The sequence below is a fragment of the Streptomyces cellostaticus genome (genome assembly GCF_023630175.1).
Classification (GTDB): domain Bacteria; phylum Actinomycetota; class Actinomycetes; order Streptomycetales; family Streptomycetaceae; genus Streptomyces; species Streptomyces cellostaticus_A.
The window spans coordinates 83007-107983 of the sequence record NZ_JALLIN010000015.1; the positions used below are offsets into that span (position 1 = coordinate 83007).

Annotated in this window: 17 protein-coding genes and 4 pseudogenes; 7 read left to right on the forward strand and 14 right to left on the reverse strand. The window is 66.0% G+C overall.

What is annotated here, in order from left to right:
* Positions 1-4 precede the first annotated feature (4 nt).
* The 3 genes from MXD57_RS12195 to MXD57_RS12205 form a co-directional block, all read right to left on the reverse strand.
* Positions 5-1831: an SNF2-related protein gene (locus MXD57_RS12195; protein WP_250401382.1), complete on the reverse strand. Its 1827-nt coding sequence runs from the start codon at positions 1829-1831 to the stop codon at positions 5-7.
* Positions 1832-3247 carry a transcriptional regulator gene (locus MXD57_RS12200; RefSeq protein WP_250401383.1) on the reverse strand — a complete coding sequence of 472 codons (1416 nt, stop codon included), beginning with the start codon at positions 3245-3247 and terminating at the stop codon, positions 1832-1834. It lies immediately after the preceding gene.
* Between the two features lie 61 nt (positions 3248-3308).
* Positions 3309-3998, reverse strand: coding sequence for a hypothetical protein (locus MXD57_RS12205; RefSeq protein ID WP_250401384.1), 690 nt, complete (start codon positions 3996-3998; stop codon positions 3309-3311).
* Between the two features lie 494 nt (positions 3999-4492).
* Between MXD57_RS12205 and MXD57_RS12210 the strand changes: the two genes are divergently transcribed.
* Together MXD57_RS12210 and MXD57_RS12215 are read left to right on the forward strand one after the other, a co-directional pair.
* On the forward strand, positions 4493-4951 hold the full coding sequence (locus MXD57_RS12210) for a hypothetical protein (protein WP_250401385.1): 459 nt from the start codon (positions 4493-4495) through the stop codon (positions 4949-4951).
* A 190-nt stretch (positions 4952-5141) separates the two neighbouring features.
* Positions 5142-5390 carry a hypothetical protein gene (locus MXD57_RS12215; RefSeq protein WP_250401386.1) on the forward strand — a complete coding sequence of 83 codons (249 nt, stop codon included), beginning with the start codon at positions 5142-5144 and terminating at the stop codon, positions 5388-5390.
* 330 nt (positions 5391-5720) lie between these two features.
* Here the strand turns inward: MXD57_RS12215 and MXD57_RS12220 are convergent, their stop codons facing one another.
* The 11 genes and pseudogenes from MXD57_RS12220 to MXD57_RS12270 form a co-directional block, all read right to left on the reverse strand.
* The gene (locus MXD57_RS12220; protein WP_250401387.1) at positions 5721-6890 is read right to left on the reverse strand and encodes a site-specific integrase; all 1170 of its coding nucleotides are present in this window, start codon (positions 6888-6890) and stop codon (positions 5721-5723) included.
* Positions 6890-7072 carry a helix-turn-helix domain-containing protein gene (locus MXD57_RS12225; RefSeq protein ID WP_250401388.1) on the reverse strand — a complete coding sequence of 61 codons (183 nt, stop codon included), beginning with the start codon at positions 7070-7072 and terminating at the stop codon, positions 6890-6892. The genes MXD57_RS12220 and MXD57_RS12225 overlap by 1 nt, the downstream gene beginning before the upstream one ends.
* A pseudogene (locus MXD57_RS12230) lies at positions 7065-7451 on the reverse strand (replication initiator); the annotation flags it as partial. The pseudogene MXD57_RS12230 and the gene MXD57_RS12225, both read right to left, overlap by 8 nt.
* A 420-nt stretch (positions 7452-7871) precedes the next feature.
* Positions 7872-8228 carry a hypothetical protein gene (locus MXD57_RS12235; RefSeq protein ID WP_250401389.1) on the reverse strand — a complete coding sequence of 119 codons (357 nt, stop codon included), beginning with the start codon at positions 8226-8228 and terminating at the stop codon, positions 7872-7874.
* Positions 8229-8616: 388 nt separating this feature from the next.
* Positions 8617-10209, reverse strand: coding sequence for an ISL3 family transposase (locus tag MXD57_RS12240; protein ID WP_374114685.1), 1593 nt, complete (start codon positions 10207-10209; stop codon positions 8617-8619).
* Between the two features lie 131 nt (positions 10210-10340).
* The gene (locus MXD57_RS12245; RefSeq protein WP_250401391.1) at positions 10341-10982 is read right to left on the reverse strand and encodes a hypothetical protein; all 642 of its coding nucleotides are present in this window, start codon (positions 10980-10982) and stop codon (positions 10341-10343) included.
* A 426-nt stretch (positions 10983-11408) separates the two neighbouring features.
* Complete coding sequence (locus tag MXD57_RS12250) at positions 11409-11822, reverse strand: hypothetical protein (protein WP_250401392.1); 414 nt, start codon at positions 11820-11822, stop codon at positions 11409-11411.
* Positions 11823-12968: 1146 nt separating this feature from the next.
* Positions 12969-13658 carry a hypothetical protein gene (locus MXD57_RS12255; protein ID WP_250401393.1) on the reverse strand — a complete coding sequence of 230 codons (690 nt, stop codon included), beginning with the start codon at positions 13656-13658 and terminating at the stop codon, positions 12969-12971.
* A 41-nt stretch (positions 13659-13699) separates the two neighbouring features.
* Positions 13700-13936 carry a hypothetical protein gene (locus tag MXD57_RS12260; RefSeq protein ID WP_250401394.1) on the reverse strand — a complete coding sequence of 79 codons (237 nt, stop codon included), beginning with the start codon at positions 13934-13936 and terminating at the stop codon, positions 13700-13702.
* A 371-nt stretch (positions 13937-14307) separates the two neighbouring features.
* Entirely contained in the window at positions 14308-15684 is a 1377-nt protein-coding gene (locus MXD57_RS12265) for an IS1380 family transposase (protein WP_250401395.1), read from the reverse strand.
* 190 nt (positions 15685-15874) lie between these two features.
* Positions 15875-16287 (reverse strand): annotated as a pseudogene (locus MXD57_RS12270) (transposase); the annotation flags it as partial.
* Positions 16288-16968: 681 nt separating this feature from the next.
* Between MXD57_RS12270 and MXD57_RS12275 the strand changes: the two are divergent.
* From MXD57_RS12275 to amrS, 5 genes and pseudogenes are all read left to right on the forward strand, one after another.
* Positions 16969-17951, forward strand: a pseudogene (locus MXD57_RS12275) (IS3 family transposase); the annotation flags it as partial.
* A 259-nt stretch (positions 17952-18210) separates the two neighbouring features.
* Positions 18211-22179, forward strand: a complete 3969-nt coding sequence (locus MXD57_RS12280; RefSeq protein ID WP_250401396.1) for a phosphorylase family protein — start codon at positions 18211-18213, stop codon at positions 22177-22179.
* A 116-nt stretch (positions 22180-22295) separates the two neighbouring features.
* Positions 22296-22822, forward strand: a pseudogene (locus MXD57_RS12285) (transposase family protein); the annotation flags it as partial.
* Between the two features lie 347 nt (positions 22823-23169).
* Positions 23170-23514, forward strand: a complete 345-nt coding sequence (fdxA, locus tag MXD57_RS12290) for a ferredoxin (protein ID WP_250401397.1) — start codon at positions 23170-23172, stop codon at positions 23512-23514.
* Complete coding sequence (gene amrS, locus MXD57_RS12295; protein ID WP_250401398.1) at positions 23507-24934, forward strand: AmmeMemoRadiSam system radical SAM enzyme; 1428 nt, start codon at positions 23507-23509, stop codon at positions 24932-24934. The genes fdxA and amrS overlap by 8 nt, the downstream gene beginning before the upstream one ends.
* Positions 24935-24977: the final 43 nt, after the last annotated feature.

Genomic DNA, 24977 nt, shown 5'->3' on the forward strand with positions numbered 1-24977 from the left:
ACCCCTACAGCGCGCCGGTTTCAAGATGCTCGAGGACGGCCCGCATATCGGCCGCGTCCATCCCTGCGGCAACAGGGGCTTCTTCCTCCGGATCGCTGAGCTCGCGCACTGCCGAGTCGTCCAGGATCCTGCCCATGAATTCCAGCTTCTTCGCGAGCCTCATAGCGACGATCTCGTCGACCGTGCCCGCGGCTGCGAGCACGGTGATCCTGGTCTCGACGTCAGGACTCAACCCGAGGCGGTGGATGCGGTCCAGGCTCTGCAGAAAGCGGCCGGCCTGGAAATCGCGATCGATGTAGACGGCATCGTGGCAGTCCTGGTGCAGGCTGATGCCCTCGCCGAGGGTCGCAGGGTTCGAGATGAGGACGCAGCAGTCAGAATCCTCCCTGAACCGGCGGAGCTCTTCCTCTCGATCCTGGGTGCCACCGTGGACCACAGCAGGCTGGAAGGGCGCCAGCAGCCGCTGCAGAGACGTAATGCTGCGGACGAAGCTCGCCCAGACCAGGGTCTTCCGCCCCAGTGAGGCATTCTCCGCAACGATGGCCAAGGCTTCTTTGTACTTGGGTGGCACCTCGTACTCCGGAAGACGGTGGAGGAGTTCCGACAGTGGGGCGTTCTCCGAAGCCTGCAACGGCGGGACGCGGAACTCGAGAGGCTCGTACCTAGTGGACCCGCCCACCAGAAGGGCAGGGCTGGTCGCAGCCATCAACATGCGCAGCACTGCTTTGCCGAGAGCCTGGAAGTCCATGCAGTCGGCAGCGGCCCTCGCAGAGACCTTGTCTCCGCCCTTGAGAGCCTCGTAAATCTCTTCGTGCAGAGGCGGCATCGCAAGCCGCCGCAGTCGGAGCTCTACCGGCGGCAGCCCCAGCTCAGATTTCGTCGTGCGCGTAAACATGGGCCTCAGCACCTGGCTCGCATAGGCGAGGTCGCCACCGTCGACGGCCTGGGTCACCACCCTGCGCCCGTGGCCTGGCCACACGAAGGACAGGAGGTTCTCCAGGTCCTTGGCACCGTTCGGCGCCGGTGTGCCACTGAGGATCATCCGAACGCGGCTGAGCGGACCGAGCGCGAGGCAAGCTGCGCCCCAGACGCCGACGCCCCCCAGCTTCATCCGGTGAGCTTCGTCGACGACAAGCATGGCGGGAGCTGCTCTGAGCCAATCGGAGAGCGCAGGCAGCGCCCCGTGGAGGCGCTCGTAGTTGACGATGAGGAGATCGGCAGAGGGCGGAGCGCCCTTGCCCATCACATGCGCCTGGAGCGGCTCAGCAAAGCACGCATCGGCTTCATACCGCCACGCTTCGAAAGCCGACCTCGGGCTGACCACGAGAATGCGGGATACCTCGCCCCGCTCCCTCAGTGCTGAGAAGACGGCCAGGGAGACCCGGGTCTTCCCAGCTCCGGGCACGCTGAAGTTGGCTCCGTTGCCCATGGAGAGCAGCCGGGCCGTGTCTCGCAGCTGGAATGGGGCCAGGGGGGCTTTCCAGTTTGCCCCGAGCAGAGCGGGGATTTGGTCGGCAGTGACAGCGTCCTCACCGACCTCACCGCTGAGCAGCCTCTCGGCCGCGTCAGCGGTGTCGAGCATCTCCGTGACGAGACGCCGGAAGTCGTCCTCCCAGACAACGCTTTCCGGTTCAGGCCAGGAAGCCAACGCACTGATGCTCGCAAGGAAGCTGTCTACGGGGACTGCCGCCGACAACCGGTCTGTCATCCGTCCGCTGGGAAAGTTGGCGATCATCTGCCCGAGAGCACTGCGGCAGGCAGGCACCGTCCTCAGTGACGCCTGGGTACGCGTGATGTCGAACCCGATCGTCAGACTGGGCTCGCCAGCCATCTAGCGAGCCCTCCCGAGGGTCTCGATGAGCCAAGTCACTCCGTCGCCGGGATCCTGCACAGTGCGCTTGGCTTCAAGCGCAAGCTTCTGCAGTTTCTTCCGGAGGTCGGTAACGGCATCGTCGAAGGCATCCTCGTCAAGGCTGCTCTGAGCCCGGGACATGACGAGGTCCGTGACGCACTGATCGATGTCCCGGCCCGCATCTGCTAGGCGGGCGGGCGCTGCCTGCTTGCGCTTCTGGATGCGCGCATCACGGCCGGCATCTGTGATGGCTTCATCCATCGCATCGCGCAGCTTTTTCGCCTCCTTCTGCGCTTCATCGGCAGCATCCTGCGCAACAGATCCGCCAGGCTGGATAGCGACCCGCAAGCGCAGGACCGTGTCGGTCAGCGATTTAGCCGCACTGAGGTCGGCAGAGGGACCCTTAACCGCCCTGCCCAAACCCGGGATGGCAGTACTCGCAGCAGGCCCGGCCGGTGCGCTGACCTCAGGAAGCACCTTCGACAGGTAGCGCTTGTTGAAGTCGTGGTCGATGAAGCGCACGTCAGTCTTGGCGAACCCGAGCAGCATGGCAGCCAGCCGGTTCTCCAGCAGCAGCTCGGCCTTCTCCGGATTCGTCGCGTACTGCTTGACGTAGGCGCGCTGGAGCTCGCGGAACTTCTCCGCCTGGTCCTCGAACGCCACCAGAGACAGCTGGCCGCCAGTCGACCGGCTGCGTTCGATCAGCGACTCGATGTTCGCCAGCACCCACTGGTCCTGTCGGCACCGCTCCGCTGTTGTGCGGAAAATCGAGGCGATTACCGCCAAGGGCGTCCCCTGGTCAACGAGTTCCTGCACCGCAAGGAGCCGGTTGATGTACGAGTAGTCGCGGCGGTGCTCCTTGCGCAGCTGCAGGGACAGCTCGATTGCCGCGATGTCCTGCCAGTCGCAACTCTCTGGCAGGACGGCCACGCGCATCTCGTGCGTGGGGCCGTACAACTGCACCAGACCTGCGCGGCGGGTGTTGCCGTTGACGAGGATGCCCTCGCGGGTGATCAGGCCGGGATCTGTCTGGCCGTACTCCTTCAGGCTGGCGACCAGTTCGTCGAACTCCGGATCCGTCCTTGCCGGATCCGCGGGAAGCACCTGCAGCAGCCGGTCCAAGTACGCCTGGCTCTCGCTGCTCCAGGGGTCGTCAGCCAGTGCCGCCGCCTGCTTTGGGTCGTGGCTGGACTGAGCGCGGATGCGATGGGTGGCAGGGTTGTAGTAGAGGTTCCCCGCCGGCATCTGAATGACTTCCAGGTGCTCAGGCTGCCCGCGCCACTCCACCGTCAGCGTCTCGCGAGGACCGCTGCCGGCCTCGACTTCCCGCAAACGGGACCGGACCAGCGCCCGGTTCTCCTCAGCAATCGGCGGCAGACCGTAGTCCTGTGCCATTTCCTTGTTCCTGCTTCCCTATGTCTTGTTGTCCAGGGGCCTCTGTGTGCTGAGATCGGCCTCAGGTAGCACCGAGCTGCGAGCGCAGCTGCGCTCGCGACTCCTCAGGCAGGGAGCGGTAAGCACTCCAGAGCCGATCCAGCACGGTGAACTCCCGCTGGTCGTCATCCATCCAGTCCTCCAGGACGCGGCGATCCGAAGGGCTGAGCGCCTCCGCTGCCCTGATGACCTCGCCAAGATCCGCCACCAGCGCACGGCCACCGACTCTGCACCGCCGACACTCAGTGACCAACTCCGTCATCCGGCCTCCACCGGGCTTGACGACTTCTCTCCGAGCGATGTCGAGCTGGGCAGCTTCGTCTGTGCCGTCGTACAGCTCGCCGGGGGTGATACCGCAGGAGCGGCACATGTTCCCGTCCCTCGCCAGAACCTCCCGCCGCCGTCCAGCGCCGATGGCTGCAGTGCCGGCCCTGCGTGTTGCCCGCCCGGGCAACCAGACCGGATCGCCCTGCTCGACGAAGCGCTGCTCGTGCGAGTCCAGCGTCGCGTCCTCGCGGTTGGTGTCAATTCGCCATCCGAAGTCCCGCAGGTCCCTCATGCGGCGGTCGACCTGCGAGACACCGGGGAAGGCGGCACGGAGCTGCTCCTTGGTGAACGTCTTGCCCACTCCGACCTCGGACACGAGCCACAGCGCAGCACGCTTCATCGTCCCCAGGCCGGGATCCAGCCAAGAGGGCAGGGGTGCTTCCATTCGAGCCAAACCTCCTCGGGAGGGCAGTGAAAAGCGCCATACAACCACCCATTACTAGCACAGAAAGTGCTATCGATTCCAGTGATCAGGCATCTTTACAACCTCAGTAAAGACGGTCATCCGAATTGCCCGGAATGCGACGTTTCAGCCACTTCGATCCCTCGTTGAAAATAGTCCGCCCGATGACCGAAGAACCCGAGACCTCCCACCCCGCGGACGGATAGGCTCAGTCCGATTGATCGTCTCCGTGCGCAGCCCCGGCAACCGGAAGGGGTCCCTTCGCTGTGCCAGCTTCAGGCCATATCGGAAGTTCCTACGCGCCCGGCACCACTGGCGAGGTAAAGGAGTTCGCTGCAGCCCTGCGGATCGTTATCCAGTACGTCCAGCCGGGCGCCGCCTTGCATGTCGCAGCGGAGGCCCTGCGCATTTCACCATCCCAGCTGTCCCACTGGCTCCACGGGCGGCGGCTTCCCGGCAGGGAGGCGGTCCGCCTCATGTCCGAACTGGCACAACAGGGCGCCCACCGCATGGGAGTTGCGCTTGAACTCGAACCCGCCGAACTCCAAGCACTACTGTGTGCGGCCCGGCGGTCGAAGGGGCGCCCTTCAGTCGACTGCACCTGTTCGGAGGGGGACCGGCGCAACGGCGCGGCATCCAGAAAGGGGGACCGGCGCAACAGTCACAGCGCTTCACCGGCGGGTGCCGACCGGCTCGAAGCACCTCCAGACCTCCTCGGACTGCTGGCCGAAATGAAGGCCGACCAGAGGATCGCCCTACTTGCCGACCTGGCCGCCTCATGGGGAGAATCCGAGATCGCCCACGCAGCTGACAAACTGGCACGCGCCGGGATGGAGGCGGAAATGGAGGCACTTATCCGTTACGCGAGACGGGCGGGAAAGGATTCGACGGAGGTTGCGGTCGCCCTCGCCATGCGTCGCGTTCAGCTAGGATGATCTGCGTCGCAAATCCTCACAGGTGACAAAATGGGTCCGAGTACGTTTTCATTCGGTTCCACCGCTCCGTGCTACGCCATTGCATATCGTCAGTCACAACACGGGAAAGGCCCGGCCGCCTGGCTACCAACCTGAGCCGGTGCCTTCCCCGCGGAAACATCCCGACTAGTTCACTGATCAGGAGCTTCGCGTGAAGTGTAAGGCTGTCCTGGCACTCCTTGCCAGGAAGATCAAGGCTGCCCTGCACCGCCCTCCCTGCGTCGGCGACGCCTCCGAAGGGGCGGGACAGGGGTGGCCATCGCCGCGGGCGCGGCGCCGGCTGCGGTTCCTCCGCTGGGTGCTCACCGTCCAGGCGCTCAAGGGCGCGGTGTCAGCAGTAGCGGGTGTAACGGCCCTCTGGCTGCTGCGGTTTTCCATCGATTGGATCCTGCACCTCTGACCGGAGGAGGGGCAGGAAGGGCGGACTGCCGGCAGCGGCAGACGCCTGATGCTGGCGGCGGTATTCCCGGGAGCCATCTGGGAGCCGACCCGCTCCCCAAGCCCCTCCCAAACCCTCCGAGGCCACCCCACGCCAGCCTCCTGACCAGGCAAAATATCAAGGCAGCAGGCGCGAGCCGCGCCCGAACCTCATTCGGGACGAAGAGGTCGTGGGTTCAAATCCCGCCACCCCGACAGCCGAAACAGCAGGTAGACCACCTAGGAACGTTCCTAGGTGGTCTACCTGTTTCTGCCTGCGTGTCTATCTGAGTGACTACCGCTTTCTGCGTGCCTACGGCCGCCGTTCCTGCGTGCCGAAGATGCCGTCCATGACCACGGCGCCGGTCTGGATCACGGGCCGGATCTGCTTCCGGTAGACCTCCTCAGTCACAGCCGTCCCGGAGTGCCCGACGAGCCGCGAGATCTCCTCCAGGGGGACACCCCGGTCGGAGAGCAGCGAGACGAAGCTGTGCCGCAGTTCCCGCGGAGTCCACTCGTCGGTGTTGATCCCAGCGATGCCCTTGAGCGCTTGGCGGAAGGCACGGCGGACGTTGGCGGCATCGAGCGGCTTGCCCACGGCCGACGAGAAGACCAGGCCGTGTTCCTCCCACTCCTCATCAGCGGCGAGCCGGTCCCACCCCTGATCCTCGAACTGCTGCCAGAGGGCATCCACGCAGCGCGCCGGCAGAGCGAGCGTGCGCCGGGACTTCCGGGTCTTGGTGTCCCCGCTCCTCCGCACCGACCGCCAGACCGCTATGTGCGGAGGCTGCGGCGGGTCGAGGTCCGGCCGGCCTTTCAGGAAGACGTGGTCCCAGGTGAGTGCCCGGAGCTCTTCCGTACGGGCACCAGTCAGGAGCGCGAGGACGATGTACGCATACATCGAGGTCCCCTCCGCACCCTTGAGCACGGCCTCAGCCTGGGCGAAGGTGAGCGCCTTGGACGGGCGCCCGCCCTGCCCCTGGGGCACCGAGCACAGCTCGACGACATTGCGCTTCACCTTGTCCCGCGCCATGGCCCGCTTGACCGCGCGGTTTAGGCAGGAGTGAATCCCCTGAAGCGTGCGGGTGCTGAGCGTCTCGGCCTTGGTGGCCAGCCAGCGATCCACGTCCTCCGCACTCAGGTCACGCAGCTTGCGCGCGCCAAGAGACGGGATGACGTGGTTCCGGCTCAGGAGCGTGACGGTCTCGACGGTGCTGGGGTCGAGGCCCGCCAATCCGAACTCCAGCCAGTCAGCCGCGGCGTCCTTGACCGTGTAGTTGGTGGGCGCGATAGCAAGGCCGTCTTCGTGGTCCCGCAAGACCTCCTTGAGCTTGCTCTTCGCCTCTGTCTTGGTCTTGCCACTCCCCCGCTTCACGATCCGCTTGCCGCTCGGATCGAAGCCGAGGTTCGCCGTGGCGATCCACCGCTGTCTCTTCTCGTCCCAGTGCAGGCCGCCGTCACCGCGGCTACGGCGCTTGGTCATCAGGCCGCGCGCTCCAACTGTCCGGCGATGAAGTCACCCAGTGCGGATGCGGGGATGCGCCGGCACCGACCGATAGTCACCGAGCGCAGCCGCCGTGTACGGATCAGGTCGTACACCGTGGACCGGCCAAGCCTGAGACGGGCCATCGCCTCGGCAACGGTGAGCAGTTCGTCATCACGCATGGTCGGGTTCTCCTTCTACGTCGAGGGAAGTGGAGCGCGAGGACGCGAAGAGGGCTTCGGCGTCCGTCAGACCGGTGCCGGCGAAACGCCAATGGGAGAGGACGAGGACGGCGTCCGGGTCGGGCAGCGGATGGCCCGCTACAGCCGCGCGTTCGCGGGCCAGGGCTTCGTTGTGGTCGGCGCGTTCCTGGCGGAGGGCGCCGAGGGTGACGGAGTAGGTGCGGGACTTGGTGGAGAAGTGGCCGCGGAAGCCGAGCATGTGGGCCCACTTGCGCAGGCGCAGTTCCTCGAGTTCGGGGAGGGCGCCGAGGTGCCAGCAGGTGAGGATCATCTGCCGGGCGTGGTCGGAGGCGCGCGTCTTCGATCGGTGCAGCCCGGGAGCAAGTCGGCGGCACGGCGACCATTGGCATGCTCTTCACGCACGCGGACCGCCAGAAGCGTGGGCAGTACCGCTTCAACCTCACATGGGACAAGCCAGACATGAACATCGAGCGCTTCGAGGCAACGATCGCCTGACCAGCCTCATCGCTGTCACGTCAGGTCTTCACCTCGTACGGGCGCCGTCCTCACCGTGGGGCGGCGCCCATCGCTTTGACTCGTGAGACTCCGCCGACCGCGTGATCAAGGTCACGGACGTGCCACGAGCGTGCCAGAACGAGCGGGGAACCACGGGGAGCGAGGGGGCAGAGAAGTGAGCAGAAACGAGATCGGCCCCTGACCAAAGTCGCTGGTCAGGGGCCGAATCCCACTTGCGTGGCGGCGCCAGGATTCGAACCTGGGAGGGCTGAGCCAGCAGATTTCAAGATTGCTCACTGTGCGTCGAGCGGCGCTCGAAGCCGAGGATGTCGTATAGCCAGCGGTCGAAGTAGCGCGCCTCAGCTTCTTGATCGCCCTCGACCGCCAGCCACTCACGGGCGGCGGTGACCATATGTGCCTCGGCCTGACCTGCTTCCTCAGGCCGTAGCTCGGCCCAATCGGTCAGTTCGCCGAAGATGGACACGAGTCCGGTGTCCGCTTCGTCGCCGTCGTCGACTGGGTGCCCGCCACTGGCCAGGCCCATGATCTCTAGAGCCGGTTCGTACGGCGACGCGTCGTCCCTCAAGATGACCTCTGCACACGCCCTCACCGCGGCACGGAAGGCCTCCGAGTCGTTCATGGGTATGAGAATAGGCGACGCGGTCCGCCCGCTCCGGAACGTCGCGTAGGGCCTTCCCGTACAGCAGCGAAGTACAGCAACCCCAGCAACCGACCTCGTTCGGTAGCGTCCCTCCAGTGCCTTGAAGCGCCCGGTACGACCGTCCGCAACCGATCCACATAGAGCTACGGATCAGAGGGTCACTCCACCCGTGTCGGCAACGGCTGAATTTGGGTTCTGGATCACATTTGGTGCCCGAGCCACGGAGGGTCACCGGCTCCGCGATCATGAACGGTCGTGACCCACGACCTGCTCCAGAAACTCTGGCTCCACCAGACCACCGACGTCGCGGTCAGCGCCGTCACCATCAGCGCCAACAGCATCACCGTCCACGCCGCCACGACCAGCCTCATGCCGCGTGGAGGACGCGTTTGCGCAGCAGGTCGAAGTTGGCGCGGCCGAACATCTGACGCTTGATCATCTTGATCTTGTTGTTGTGGCCCTCGACCGCGCCGGAGCTGTAGCGCAGGGTCAGCCCGGCAACCACGGCGTCGAGGTCCTGCAGGAGGCCGGTGGCGAAGCTCTGCAGCGCAGGGACCTGGTCCTGTTGGACGCGGGCGATCCAGTCTTTGAGCTGGTGGCCTCGGCGGTCGTTCATCAGCTCGGCGAATGCCCTGACGTGCTCGGCGGTGCTGGCGAGCACCGGGACGCGCGCGAGGATCTCCTTGAGCTGTAGAGCGTCGTCGTCGGCCAGCTTCTCGGGGTGGCGGGTGATCCACCCGGTCACGTCCCGGACGGAGGGCTTGCGGCGGGGTGGATCCTGGTGCGGGAACGCCTCCCGCAGCTGCCGCACGTAGACGCGGACGATCTGCTCCTGGCCTGGGAACCCGCGCTGCCGGATCTCCTCGAACAGCCGCCGAGCGACGGTGAAGCCTTCGGCGTACCGCTGGTTGAGGTAGGGCTTGTAGGGGTCGAGGATGCTGGTGCGTCCGGTCCAACGGCCGACTAGCAGTTCGTCCGGATCCGAGGCGTGGGCCAGGCGGCGGACGGTGCCGCGGGCCAGCCCCAGTCGCCGGCCGATGGCGCGCAGGCTGACGTCCTCGCGGATCAGGGCGTGGACGGCCGCGTGCTGCTCGCGGACACGGTCCGACAGGCGCCCGGTCCGGCGGGGCTCAGCAGCGGTAACCGGCACAGACACCGATTGGGTGGGACCGGCGGGCGGCGGTGGTTCGGGCAACAGAGCGCGGTGCTGGAGCACGGTCTTCTCGACGGCGTCGGCGAGGTTCTGCCAGAGGTGGAACCGGTCGGCGACGTGGATGGCGCCCGGGGCGCCGAGCCGCCCGGCCTCGGCATAAGCGGCGGAGCGGTCACGGCAGATGACCTTCACACCCGGATGGGCAGCCAGCCAGGAGCGGACGGTCTCGACGGTTCGGTCGGGCAGCAGGTCGATCGGACGGCGGGTCTCGATGTCGACCAGGATGGTCGCGTAGACGTGCCCCTTACGCAGGGCGAACTCATCGATCCCCAGCACACGTGGCGTCGGCGAGGCTTCCTCAGGCAGCGCGCGTATCAGGCGGAGGAGCGTGGAGCGGCTGACCGGGACAGCGAACGCTTCGGCCAAGCGGGAGCCGGCCCGGCCGGCGAGCATCAGCCCGAGCCGCTGTAGCGCCGTCTGAAGCTGTTGGCTTCGCCGTCCGTACCGGAAGGTGACGCCCTCGACCTGTTCGACGAACGTCGCCCGCTCGCACGCTGGTTGACGGCACCGGAACCGGCGGACCCGTAACTCGACCACGACCCGGCGCTGGCCCGCGGCGCTGTCGTCGAGCCTCCGCATATAGCTGCTGTGGACGCGACCCGAGGACGTTCCGCACGACGGACACTCCGCACTCGCCCTGGTCGTGGCGGCGTGGACGGTGATGCTGTTGGCGCTGATGGTGACGGCGCTGACCGCGACGTCGGTGGTCTGGTGGAGCCAGAGTTTCTGGAGCAGGTCGTGGGTCACGACATTCATGATCGCGGAGCCGGTGACCCTCCGTGGCTCGGGCACCAAATGTGATCCAGAACCTCGTTTCACCCGTTGCCGAGACACCCGCAAGACGGTTCGGCTACAGGCAGGGCCGTCTCAGTCTCGTCTCACTCGGCCCTGTTCATGGCTGTTCCATGGGACCGGAGGCGGTAGCCGCGAAGATGACCACCCGCCCGTGAACGCAGGTGAACGCCGCCCGGCCGCGGCGGCGTTCGCAGGACAAGCTTCGAGGCCTCCGTGAACTGTCTCCGCGCCTGGTGTGCCCGAGTCATCAGCGTCGGCCATGAGTGCCAGTCCCGCTCGAACGGCTCATCCGGGTTCGACTGATGGTTGAGATACCCAGACGCAGCATCAAAGGCGTTGTCCATCGCGCTGACCGCTGCATCCACCGATGCTGGGCCCAGGATGGCGGCGCGATCTAACGGCTTAGACAAGCCCTGCCGGGCGTCTACAAGGTCTTCCTCTACGGCTTTCTCCAGCTCATAAGGTTCACCGCCCTGGCCGTGTAGCCACTCCTCTCGCTCAGGCCACACGTCCACTGTGTGTCCAAGTTTGCTGACGGCGGTGTCCCACGCGTCGAGAAGAGCCACGTAAGCCTCTTGCCGCTGTCCGCGCAGCCATTGCTCATGCTCGACAGCGGCTTGGTCCGTGGTCTGTCGGCGATTTCCGTGGATGCCGATGTAGGCGACAACGACGGTCCCAGCCACGCCGAGAGCTGCGGTGAGGATGACAGGCCACTGATCGCTCATGTGGGTCATCGTGCCGTAGCGGGGCCACGCGCATCAGGCCGAGGGTGCGAAGCCGGCGGACTGATCGAGGTGGATGACGGAGCCCAGAACCGTCGGAGTCTTCCAGGCAGGGCAAGCCGAATAGCCGCGACCGCGACACCAGACGGCAGTACAGGCTCAGCCTCACGACCGATTCAGTGAGCTCGTTCAGTGGCCACTCTGAAAGAGCGCAGTTACTCGAGTGCGGCTGGTCGGTGGTGACCACAAGCGTCATGCCGGGGGTGCCCGCATGCTCGACCACGAACGTGCACGGCGACCAGGCCAGCCCCCTGCAAGTAAATCGGCCTGCCCCGCAACTGCCAGCGGTTGGCCGTGCTGTCGAAGACGATCCGTCGCGCTCCCCACGGACCAGTGCCCGGGCAGCTACAACGTCGAGTGGGGTCATACTCACCCTGTGCCGTCGTCTAGCAGAGCTTCTGCAGCTTGACGACGGAAGCCACTCATGTCTTCTTCGATCGTCCGAGTCGACTCCAAGAAACTACCTACCGCTTCAGCGTCGAATTGGTCAGATGATGCTGACCGTTCGAGATGTCGGGCACCGTCCTTGACGAAGGTTAGAAGTGCGAGTGCCTTCTCCTTGACGGCCGTTGCATGCTGAAGAACCTCAACTGGGCCGTTCAATACGACCTCGCGCCATGCACTATCGAGAGCTCGGTACAGCTCCTCGCTGCGGCTGACGAGCCCCGGCGTGAACAGATGTAGCGGTACACCCGAAAGGCAATGGAAGTTTGCCACCATCTCCTCCACCGGCTCGGCCGCTGCGAGGAAACTGCGGTAGGCGGTCCGTCGTACCTCACGCACGTCCCGACGATGTTCAGCCCGTACGGTGATCAGAGTCCCAGCTCGCTGCGACCAGCCGGTCACAAGGGATGCGAGCAGGGTGCCGACAGACCCCGTCACGGCCCCGAGGACGGCTGCTAGGCCTGCGTCCAAGGGTCCTCCTCGGCGAGCCGGTCACAGTAAGAGGCGCCGGACCAATGCCGCAGGACAGGCGAATCGCCATCACACCCCAATTGGCGCCTGCGCAGCGCATACTCCACATTGGATGCTATCCAAATCATCGCGTTGGAACACGACTTCGTCAAACAAGCAGCACCCCATCAGAGATCCTGAATCCCCAGCAGGCAGGCTTTCGCACGTCGTAGCGGCAGCGCTTGCCCAGGCTCAGAGAAGCCTCCCCATCGTTTGTTCCACCGGACCCGGCCACCGTCTGGGCGGCAAACCACCGGACCGCCCGCTGATCTATAGAGACGACAAGCCGCGGAAGCATCCCGTCCGTGGGACGGCACGGCAGATGGACTCGGCGACCAGGCCAGCCACTGGAAGTACGTCGGTCGGGTCCCGCAGCCGCCAGCGTTACGCCGTCCCGTCGACGACGATCCGTCGTGATCCAAAGGTCGCAACTGGCGCACCTGCTCGTCCTGGCCACGTCAGAATCGGTTCATGGGGCGTTGCGTTGGCGTGACACGGCAAGGGCAAGCATGCCGCAACTCTGCGGGCTGGAACGGCTTCTGCCACCTACACGGCGGTAGCGGGCGAAGTCGGGCGCCCCGGCTTGGCCGACCTCCGGCACCCGCAGGTGTGACGCGCAGTTTGGGGTCTCAGCGCCTGAGGCGGCGGAGAGGCTGGTGGTGGAGGCTACGGTATCTCTGCGTGAGCTGGTTCGAAGTGCTGTGCAGCGTTATCGGTCGGCGCCGGCGACGTTAGAGACTGGGGCGGAGCTTCGGCGGCTGGGCCGTCCCTGGGCCGTCCGAGGCCGCTCGGCAGTGGCCAATGACGACCAACGACGACCACTAGGCGCACGTGCCCACCGCCTCTGAGCAGCGGAAACGCAGCTCACCAAGATCCCCGGCAAGACCCAGGACAAGAAGACAGAGCATGCCTGCCCGTCGAGGCCCGCCGTTAGCGGTTGCAGAGGTGTTGGCTGGTGGGCTTCAACGATCGAGGCTAAGTACCGGAGACCGTGGTGCACATCGCGCTTCCGTTGACGAGCACATTGGTGTCGTAGGACGCGCTACCCTCGATCTTGAACGATGCCCCTCCGGCGATGTTCGCGGTGAGCTTGCCGATCGTCCCGTCCTTCGCTGATTCCTCGACCGCGGCGGCATGCTCCTGCGTCAATCGCAGGCGCACCTCCCGGCCGACTTTGGTCTGACTGTCTCCCGAGGCGAATTGGAGAGTGATGGTGCTGCACGTGGTCGAGGCCATGCCCATCACGATTTTCCAGCCCGTGCTGTGATCGTTTGGGTTCGTCTCTCCAACGTAGTTGAAGGTGTGGTCCCCCACACTGACGGTCCTCGGGTTGTTGAAGCCGCCGCAGTCGAACACGTCGTTGTTTGACTGGCAGAGGGTCCAGAGGGACACGCTCTCCGGACGGCTGGGCCGGGTCGGGGGGGCATCAGTCGACTGGTCACTGTCCGTCGAGCTGTCCTGTACAGCCGATCCGGAGTCAGGGCTGTCACTCGTGGCCTCGACGGAGGGCGTTTCGCTGTCGGCAGGCGTGCTCGCGTCCGGCGAATCCTCGGAGTCGCTGGAAGCCGAAGCGTCGGAGCCAAGCGAGTTGTGGCCATTGTGATTACCGCAAATGGCCTGGTCGTGACAGACGTTGTCCGTGCAGCCAGCCGTGGTCAGGCCCATCAGACAAGTTGCCACGATCACGGCAGCAGCTAGGCGGCGGCTCACTTCTTCCCGTTGCTGTTGCTGCTGTTGTTGCTGTTGTTGCTGTTGCCGACAGTGTTCCCATCGTTGTGTTCACCGCAGACCGCCGTCCCGTGGCAGCTGATGTTGTGGCCGCCACCGTCCTCCGGGGCGAAGGCCTTCCAGGCTCCGAAGCCGGCTGCGGCAACTGCAGCTAACGCGGCCAGCGCCTTGATCCAGACAGCTTGTCGCTGCGCGCCATTCATCTGCTGCGGCATGTGTGGCTCCAGGACGGAAGTGGTACGGAAGACCACCGCGATGGTCGATTACTGCCAGATTTACCAGCCGTTACGCATTCCTCCGCATGACTTCAAACCCAAGCATGCAGAAAGCGGAAAATGATCAGACGTACCGCTCAGCGACGTTCATCAGATGAACGAGTTCCAACTACGACATCCGCTTAGACGGGGGCATGCCAGCGCCTTAGCCTCGATCTTGCATGACGGTCCGCCGACGGAGTCGGTGGACGGTTTTGCTTTCGGTGGCTGATCTCGGGCATTCCGACGGCCCGAGTGTTGCCTCGGGTGGGCACCGGGTTCCACTGCTCCGGGCTGGTTCCTCTTCTCGTAGGGGCAGGTGAATCCGCTGGTCAGCCGGGGTTCGGCAGGAGCGCAAGCCGTTCAAGGGCGCCGGTGATCTCGCTGGTCCAGGGCCAGTGACGGGCGAGGCGGAGGATGCGGCGCCGACCGGTGGTGACGAGCTGGCCGGCCGCAGAGAACAGGCGGAATCGCAGCCGGCGGGGCTCGAAGAGCCGGGCGTGGCCGGTCAGGGCGAGCATGGGCATCCAGGCCAGGAGGTCGAGCGCGATCTGGACGATCTCCAGCCAGACCTTGTTCTGGGCGGTGTGGTGCAGGGGCAGGTTGCGCAGTCCGGTCGCACGGGCGGCCCGGATGCGGTCCTCGGCCCGGGCTCGCAGGCGGTGGCGGAGCTCGAGCTCGGCGATCGGCCGGTCAGGGGTGTTGGTGGCGAAGCAGGTGATCCGCATGCCGTCTGCGTCGGTGATCCTCAACTGGGCACCAGGATGCGGTCGTTCCTTGCGGATGATGAGCCGCATGCCCTTCGGCCAGCCTGTGAGCAGGTCGCCGGTGAGTTCGGCGACCCAGGCACCGTCGCGGACCTCGCCGTCCGTTTCGATGGCCGGGGTCCAAGCCGTTGGCGGGATCTTGTGGACGTGGCTGTGGATGGTCTCGGTGATGACCATGCCGACCGAGTAGGACAGCCAGCGTCCTCGCTTGGCAAGCCAGGCGACGAAGTCGTGGGTGCCGCCGGCGGAGTCCGTGCGGATCAGCGTCTGCCGCCCGCTCCGGTACTTCTTCGGTAGCTGGGTCAGGGCGAGGCGGGCGGTGGTGATGTGGTCGGCTGCTGTGTTGGAGCCTGCGTTGCCCGGTCTGAGCAGAGCGGCGACCGGCTCTCCGGTTCCGGCCAGGCCGTGGTCGACGAAGGCCGTCAGGGGGTGATGGCCGTAGGTCTTCTTCCAGGTCGCGGCCGCGTCCTGTTTGTCGGAGTGCGCGATCCCCAGGACGCCGTCGAGGTCGACCGTGACCTGTCCGTCGGTGTCCGGGGCGCTCTTACCGGCCAACGACCAGACGCGCTGCCGGACTTCGGACCGTGCGGACCGGATGGCCTGCAAAGCTTTCTCGCCAGAGGCGGCGAGGGCGTCGATCAGGCGGGAGACGGTCGGGTCGGAGGCGACCGGGCCGAAGACGGCCGGCTCACACCGCAGCATCGCGACGTCCGCGAGGCAGTCCCCGCCCAACGCGACCGCCAGGGCGACGTCCAGCAGGACCTTGCCCGGGTCGTGGACGGCCCGCGGTTTGCGCCACGGCGCCAGAGCCTGCGATATCGCCTGATCCAGACCGGTCTTGCGGACCGTTTCGACCAGCAGGACCGATCCGGCCTGCGAGACAACGGCTCGGCCGTCATCCTCGACACGGACATGGGGGTAGGACCCGGTAGGCTGCTTCACCTGGAAAGTGCCTCCGAAAGGAGCGGGAACAAGGACCTCAGCAATCCGCATTCTCGCTGGTCAGAGGCACTCTCTGCTGTCTCGATCACCTGCTGGACAGCCCACTTCCTGAAAGCGCGAGGTTAGCCCCAATCATGCGTAAGTCCTCGTCGGTTTGCCTACGGGGGCTCTGTGTTTGCGTCGGTGCTGTCACCGTCCCGTCCGCATCTGGCGCTTTCCGGTCGGCCAACCGCCAGATTCGTCGGCGGACTTCAGCCCACACGGCACGAATGGCCCGCAGGGCGTTCTTCCCGGAGGCCGCGAAGGTGTCAATGAGCCGGGAGACCGTCGGGTCGGAGGCTCCGGCCCGAACACGGCCGGCTCGGCCCGCAGCATGGCGACATCCGCGAGGCAGTCCCGCCCCAGCGCGACCGCCAGGGCCACGTCCAGCAGGACCTTGCCCGGATCGTGCACCGCCTGCAGCTTCCGCCACGGCGTCAGCGCCGCTGATAAGCCGGCCTTGCGGACGGTCTCGACCAACAGCACGCCTCCGGACTGCGAGACCACCGTCCGGCCGCCGCCCTCGATGCAGACACGCGGGTATGACCCGCTACGCTTCTTCACCCGGAGAGCGCTTCTCTCCGTGCAGCCAACAGGACCCAAGACAAGTCCCATCGTTGAAGTTCAGGAGCACTCTCTGCTTGTTTGATCAAGCCTCGGACGCCCCAACTCGTGAAAGCCCGAGCTAGGAACGCCATGGAGCTCGCCCGGCGACTGCCCGAGCCCGAAGCACCCTGAGTGTCTAACTGCGTGACAACGCCCACGAACAGCGGCGGACGAGCGCGGACGTCTGCGGACCGTCTGCGCAGGTGAGAAGCGCGCCAGCCCAAGGCACCGCCCCCACCCAAGTTGCTTCGGGACGAAGAGGTCGTGGGTTCAAATCCCGCCACCCCGACAGTGAAGTACCAGGTCAGGGGCCTGATCCGCATCGCGGGTCGGGCCCCTGAGTGGTTTCGGGGCCTGCTGGGAGAAATGTGGGAGAAGATCTTGGAACCTCGCTGCCCAACGCCCCGTTGGACGCGCCTGTGACTGCTCGCTCCGCAACGCGTCCGCCGCTGCCGTCCGAGCCTCTCTGTCAGTGAGCCCCACTACTGTCACAGAAGATCGTGGGGGCACTGATGCTGGGAGAGAGCCAACTGTGGGCGGGAGGGTCTGATGCAGGATCGGATGACAGGTTGACCTGCCTCACCTCTCAGGTTCCAGTTCTGCTGGCTAGCTGACGGCCTTCACGAAAGGCTGCCGGACATGCCCCGTACCTACCCCGCTGAGTTCCGCGCCCGCGCCATCGCGTTGGTGTGGGCAGGAAGAGGCAGCAGCAGACCGCCGTTGGCCTCGGCATCCATCAGGTCATGTCGTCGAAGTGGTTGCGCCAGGACGACATCGACAACGGCCGGCGCCCTGGCAGGGTCTCGGAGGAGTCCGCAGAGCTGCATGCAGAGCGGCGACGAATCCGCGAGCTGGAATCCGAGCTCGAAATCGTCCGCAAGGTCGCCAAGTTCCTCGGCGAGGACAAGCCGGTCCCAAAAGGCTCTACCCGGTGATCGACCGTCTCGTCGATGCCGGGGCACCGGTCGACCGATGTTGCCGGATCCTCGGGGCCGCCCAGCAGAACCACTACAAGCACAAGCGCACCCCGACCACGCCGCGGCAGCTGCGACGGGAGTGGCTGACCGGGCTGATCCGGGAGGTCCACATCGCCTCACGCGGCACCTACGGCTACCGTCGCGTCCACGCCGAGCTCTCCCTGGGCATGGGCATCCAGGTGTGCTCGAGGACCGTGTCGGTGCTGATGGCACAGGCCGGGCTACGGACTGCCCGGACCGGTGCGGATCAAGCGCCTGCGAGGTGTCGTCACCGCCGACGACCTGGTCAACCGGAAATTCCATCGGCTGCGTCCCAACGAGCTGTGGGTCACCGGCATCACGCAACACCGCACCAGAGAAGGGTGGGTGTACTGCGCGGCGGTCCTGGACGCGTTCAGCCGCAGGATCGTGGGCTGGTCGATCGACTCCAGACAGGACTCCACCCTCGTGGTCGACGCGTCAGACTTGGCCCTCCGCTACCGGACCCGAACCGGGCGGGTCCTCGATGCAGATCGAACTGTTGACCGCCAACGGTGGAATATCCGCGTCGAGTTGGCAAACGCGATCTTCGAGTACATCGAGGTCTGCCACAACCGACAGCGGCGCCACTCAGCACTGGGCTACCGCACCCCGATCGAGTACGAACTACGCTGCGAACAAGACACCATTCCCGCCGCCAGTTGGCCACCGCAGGTGGAAACCAGACTGTGGGGCAGGTCAAGATGTCACCCGATCGAGCAGCAGACCCAAAACTTCACTAATCGACTGATACCTGGAGCCTGTCGGCACCGCGGCGTAGAGTACGAATAGGTCGTCACCGAAGTTCCACGAGACTCGGGACACCCTCGTCTGATTCGGAGGGCCTGGTACCGGGCCGCATTGTTTGGAGAGGTGTGGCCTCTAGATGTCGGTGGACCGGGTTGACGTTTTGATCATCGCCGCATTGCAGGAGGAGTTAGCAGAGGCGAAGGCCGCGGGCCTCGCCGGAGTATCTGGCGACCCTGGAGTGGCGCGGTGGGAGGAGCGCGGCGCGGGGGGATCGGCCCCGTACTGGTGGGGTGAGTACTGTCGAGAGGACGGCCGACGCTTCTCGGTGGCGTTGGCACGATCGACCCACATGGGCAGCCGGGAAACGGCGCCAGTCGTGACCACGTTGACTCATCTGTTGCAGCCCGGATGCCTGGCTATGTGCGGGGTGTGCGCGGGTAACCCTGACGACATGGCTCTCGGGGATGTCGTGGTAGCCGACCCTGTCTACGAATGGGACGAGGGCAAGCAATCCGCGGCGGGGCTCAAAGGTGACAATCGGCAGTTCCGGCTGGACCACCGTTGGCTTCATGCGGTGCAGGACTTCACTCCCAGAGGGCTGCCTAGTTACCGCCCGGTAGACGATGAGGACGCGTTGCCGTGGCTGTTGGAACGGTTGCACCGGGGCCAGGATCCGCGGAGCCATCCCGCGCGTCGTCGGTATTTCCCGGAAGGCACTTGGAGGGCGCGGCTGCAGCAATGGGAACAAGGAGGATTGATCGGCCGTGCCCAAACCGGGTTGAAGTTGACCGACCATGGTGCCGAGTGGGTGCGGGGGTGGTTGTACGACGATGTGGATGGGCCACGGCGGCTGCCGTTCGAGGTGGTGGCGGCCCCGATGGCGTCGGGGAGCGCGGTGGTCGCCGATCCCAGGCTGTGGTCCCGGTTGCAGCGCATGGGGGTGCGAAAGATCGCTGCGGTGGAGATGGAGGCCGCTACCGTCGCCACGGTGGCGCACCAGCATCGGGTGCCGTACTGCCTGATCGCCAAGGGCGTCATGGATCACGCCGACAGCAACAAGGACGATCGGTACAAGCAGTTTGCGGCCCGCGCCTCGGCCGAGGTGTTGTACGCCTTGCTTGCCCAGTTGCTGCCCACCACCGAGGTGGACGGCAGTGGCCAAGTCCCGTCGATCACACCCTTCGCCCGGATCGACGATGCCGATATCTACGGCGACGGCGACCCGGCGACCATCGCCTTGCAGCGTGACGAGTACGGCGCCGCCACAACCGCCCCGCTACCCGAGTTCCACGAGGTCATCGACTACCTGAGCACGCGCCGCATCGCCCGCGTCTCCGGGGGGTCGGGCACGGGAAAGACCACGATGGCGGCCATGGTCGGACGTGACGCCGCGCGGGTCGACGGGGCCTTCTACGTCGACCTGGCGAGTCTCAACGCGCCGTTCAGCGTCACCGACACGGCTCTGCTGCTCGACCGCCTCACCACCCTCGACGAGCCAGGCAGACTGCTCATCGTCGACAACACACACCTCGATGGACGTCTGGAACGGACCATCGTCAATCACTGGCTGGCCACCTGCGGTCGCGGTTTCATGTTGCTGCTCTCCCGGCGCGACGAGCACGACAATCGCGTGCCGACCGTAAGGCTCACCGTCAGCGACAGGTCGCTGCTCGCCGTGTGGCGTCGGACAGATGCCTTCGCCCGTGCCGCCCTGGCCCTGCCGTCGGACGGCGCTCTCATGAGATGGAAGGAGACGTTCCCCGACCTGGTGACGTTCGCACTCGCGATGCGCGGAAGCATCGGTCGGCTGGCGGCCGGCGCGACCACGCTTTCCCAGCAGGACGCCGTCGCCTTCATCCGGTCGCGGTATCTCACCGGCCGCAGCGCCGAAGAGGAAGAGAACCTGCGCCGCCTGGCCACGGCCGGACGTTACGAGTTCGGCCTGAGCCCCGGCTCGCTTGTCTCCAACGGCCTGTCGAAGCTCGTCACGGAAGGTCTCATCCACTCCCGTGCGCGCTACTACACCCTGGGGCATCCGGCTGTGGCGCCGCTGCTGCTGCGTGCGCTAGGCGTATCGACCGACTCCGCGGAGCTGAATCAGATCGCGGTCACGGAGCCTTATGTCGCCTGCGGGATCGCCTCGCGACTCGTCCAGGCCGGACGCCGCACCGACGCCGCGCGGCTACTCGCGCACCTGGTCGAGAACGGCATCATCCGCAAGGACATCCTCGCGGAGTCCAATCTGTCCAACCTGTCGCGGACGACACGTCAGCTCGTCTCCCTCGGTGTCGCGGAGCTCTCGGACATCGACCACCAGCTTTCATTGGAGCAAGAGCTCCTCGCCACCAAGGTCCAGCAGTCTTCACCGCTGGACGTCATGCACTTCTTGCATTTCCTCAAGCTGCTCCCAAGAACTACCGCCTTGTTCAGCACGCTGCTCAAGCAGCCGGCGGTACGGCAGGAGTTCATAGCCTGGTCTTACGACGCGCCGGTCTGGTCCTTGCTGAACCTCGGGATGGCCACCCGCCGGTTCGACGACGAGTTGAGCGGGAAGCTGCTCGCCATCCTCTTCAACGTCCGGACCGCCGACGTGGCGGAGAAAATGAGCCGGGCCAGCTCATCCGAGCTGGGTAGCTGCTTTCGGGCCAGCGAGATCGCGGAGCGGAACGCCGAGTTCGTCGCCGTCATGTCGGAGCGGGTCGGCGCGTCGATCCCCGAGGTGGTGCGCCACTGCATACGCCGGGGACCTGGCGAGGTGATCCAGTACCACGCCTTCCTGCAGCCGAGACGCCCGGAGCTGGCGACGGCGTTTCGGGACCGGCTCGCGAGCGCTGAAACCTGGACCGAACTCGGCGACGCGCTCGCCAACAGACACGTCGGGCTCCTGGTTCGCCTGTTGGCGTGGGCGGACACCCACGGGCAGGCCGATCTGAGCGGGCACCTCGAGGCGGTCATCGGCGACCGCCTGCGAGGCGACACGCTAGCTTGGGATCTGCCGCTGCTCACCGCGAACGACTTCGCCGCCGTCTTCTCGGCGGCCGGCAACTCCCGGACGCTCAGCGGAGCACTCCCGGCGGTACGCCAGTGTCTGGGCGAGCACCTGGACATCGTGGCTCGGAACACCCTCGCGCGCGGGTTGGAGCAGTACGTGCATCTGTCCAACGTCCTTGCCTTTCATGCGGCAGAGCTGGCGCCGGACTTCCGTCGTCAGCTACTGAGTGTCGAGCTCCGTGAGCTTGCCGTAGCGCAGGGGCGGCGCGCGCCCGTGCACGTGGTTGAGACCGTCCGCAGGTGGACCGCGCTCGAGCCCTCTGCCCCGGAGGCATTCCTCCAGGGCGGAGGGCTCGCCGCGGCCTCCGCCGACCGAGGGGCGATCTCGCGCAACGACATCGGCTTGGCCTGCCGCACCTCGGACGCCATCTTCGAGCTACACGGTTTCGCCGGCAGCGAGGAATGTCGGGCCGCCCTGTCACCGGTCGGCCCCACCGCCCCAGCCGTCATCGGGCGGTACCTCGTCCTCGCCTCACGGCCAGCCTTCGCCGACCGGTCGGAGGCGCTCACCGCGTTCACCGGGCTGCCCCGGTATGAGCGTCACTTCGCACTGGTCGGCGCGATCAGAATGGTCGGTACCCATCCAGCGGACGAAAGGGCGTTCTGGGGCGCGCTGCTCTCCTCCACGGACGCCGTGCTCACGCCGCCGATCCAGCGTTCGCTGCTTGGGGCGAGCGCGGGTCGCGCGCTGGCCATCGCGAGAGGACTCGGCGGGGACGAGCCCGGGGCGAAGGAATCCGTACCGAAGCTGTGCGCGACCATCGTCCGCGACTGGTACAGCGCGAGCGCGGTGGACCTGGCAACTCCGCACTTCGAGGGCATGTTGTACGCGTACGCGCGTGATCCGGGCAGCACGTTGCCACCGCTGCTGCCGTATCAGGCGGTCTCCATGGCACATACGCTCCGAGCGATGGGTCGTGTGAACGCGGAGCTGGAGTCGAAACTGGTCACGGCGTTGCGGCGCGAGGTCATGGAGAACATGAGCGCCATCCACCGCCAACGATTCGCGGCTTGGGCCGACTACTCCGACATCGCCTCGGCCACGCTGGCTTGAGCAGGGTCGGGGACCGGCACGGTGGCCTGGGAAGGCTCCGTTTCCAGCCCTCGCCTGTCAAGCCGGGCATGCGTTGGGCAGGCCGCCAGCCAGGTGGCTGTGACCAGGCCCTTTTTATCGAACACCTCGCGGACAAGGCGGCGGGCCTGCTGAAGGTCCTGCGCGAGGCAGACCCCGACTACGTACTCCTGGACGGCACACTCGCCGAGTGCTACCGGGTCGGCGACGGGCGCGCGGACTGTTCGACCAAGCACAAGGGGCATGGTGTGAAACATGCGGGTCATCACGGACCCGGACGGCCGGACGCTGTGGCTCTCGCCCACCCTCCCGGACGGACACACGACCTGACCGCCGCCCGCACACAAGGTCGTCAGGATCTGTGAGCGCAGGGTGTCTCCATCCTTGCCGACAGGGCTTACATCGGCACGGGCGAGTGCGTCACCACCCCCAAGCGCCGGCCACCCACGGCGAACTCACCACAGCCGGGCAGACGGTCAACCGGGCCCTGTCCGCCGCTCGCGTACCCGTCGAACGAGGCATCGCCCGCCTGAAGTGCTGGAGGATCTTCCGTCACGCGCGCTGCAGCCCGACTCGAATGGTGTCAATCGCCGAAGCCGTCCTCACCTGGGAACGGCACCGCTGAAAGCGCTCACCGATCGCCTCACCGATCACTCATCAGAGCATTCCCTCTCGTGATCCTGATGCGGCAGCGGGTCGTGGCCCCATCCTCGGTCCGGCACGCCCCCCTGCCGTATCAGGATCGCTATGCATGACCAAACCGCCGGTAATATACGGCGCTTTCGCGTCATCGGCCCCGTACGCATCTGCCTTCCCCGGCAAGCTGCATGTCCGGACAATGACGGGGTGCCGGTGAGGCCGAAGATACCCGTGAGCCGACGACGTCTGTCCGGTACTTGCTCTTATTCGCAGTCCACGGACATCGCTACGGTATGGCGCGTCTCTCACCGTCAGCCGATACCGGGGCAAGCCATGGTCTTCGTCATTGCTCAACCCTGTGTGGACGTCAAGGACAAGGCGTGCCTTGACGTATGCCCCATTGACTGCATCTACGAGGGCGAACGAAGCCTCTACATCCACCCGGACGAATGCATCGACTGCCAGGCGTGCGAGCCCGTCTGCCCGGTCGAGGCGATCTTCCCCGAGGCCGAGGTCCCCGGGGAGTGGTCCGGCTACACCCGGGCCAACGCCGAATTCTTCGAGATCTCGGGGATCGGCTCGCCGGGAAGCGCTGGTGACGTCGGCCCCGCGGCGGTCGACCACCCCCTCGTCACGGCCCTGCCGCGTCCCCTGAAGGAGGGGCATGGGAATGACTGACAAGACCTGGCACAACGCTCACCCGGCCAGGCTGGAGGAACAGCTCGACGACGACGTGGTGCGATGTCACCTCAGTCCACGAAACTGTCGTATCCGGCCGGGCCAGCACGGATTCTGCATGGTGCGCGCGAATCACGACGGCCACCTCGTCAGCCTCAACTACGGCCGCTCGGTGCACGCGACCGAGGAGACCATCGAGACGGAAGCGGTCTTCCATTACGCTCCCGGCGCCCGGATCCTCTCGATGGGCAATGTCGGCTGCATGCTCAACTGCGACTACTGCCACAACTGGAAGACCTCCCAGGCACGTTACATCGACGGCAAGGACGTTTATCACTACACACCCGAGCAGGTCGTCGACATCGCCAAGCAGCATGGCATAAAGGTGATTTCGTGGACCTACAACGACCCGGTCGTCTGGCACGAGTTCGTGGTCGAGACCGCGCGCCTCGCCAAGCAGGCGGGAATCGTCAACCTGTACAAGTCCGCGTTCTTCATCAGCGGTGAGGCGATCGAGGAACTGATCCCCGTCATCGACATCTTCTCGATCTCCATCAAGTCGCTGGATCCGGCCTACTACCGGAAGATCACCAAGGGTTGGCTGGAGCCCGTGCTGGAGGGCACCGAGCAGGTCTTCCGAGCCGGCAAGCATGTCGAGGTCTCCACCTTGATGGTGACCGACCTGAGCGACGACGAGAAGACCGCCCAGGCCATGGCCGAGTTCGTGGGCGGCCGGCTGTCTCCGCGGGTACCGACGCACTTCGTGCGCTTCCACCCCGACTACAAGATGACCGACACGATCCGCACACCGATCGAGCGGCTGGAAGGCGCCCGCCGGATCGCCCTCGACATGGGGCTGCAACACGTGTACCTGGGCAACGTCTACGACACCGACTCGACGACAACGACCTGCCGCGGCTGCGGCGCCGTTCAGGTGACGCGCTACGGGCTGAACGCACAGCCCGTCGGTCTCACCTCCGAGGGCCTGTGCAGCTCCTGCGGCACCGACGCGCACTTCACCCTCTTCACCGAGACCGACCGCCGAACGACCGTCGCCCAGCTCCCCGGCCCCGGATTCGACACCGCCTCCTTCGAATGGCACGGCGACGTTCGCGCCGTCCACGTCCAGGTCCGCAACGACTCCTCCCAAGCCGAGACGGTCTACCAGCGCCGTTTCGGCGACCCGGAGATCGCCGAGTCGTGGTCCACGATCCCGCTGCGGCCGGGGGAGAGCTTCCGGTTCATCGCCGCGAAGTCCACCATCGGGGAACAGGGCGTCACGGTTGCCGTGCCCCACGGCTGCACCTCCAGCCTGCACGAGGTGTTCGACCGCGCCCACTTCCCCACCGTCGAGGTGGGAGCCGGCAGCCGCAACGCCGACGTCACCCCGCTCCCGGTCTTCCAACCCCGCGCGCGCTGACCCGCACGCCCAACAGGCCCAGAGCGGCCCCTCGTCGCGACCG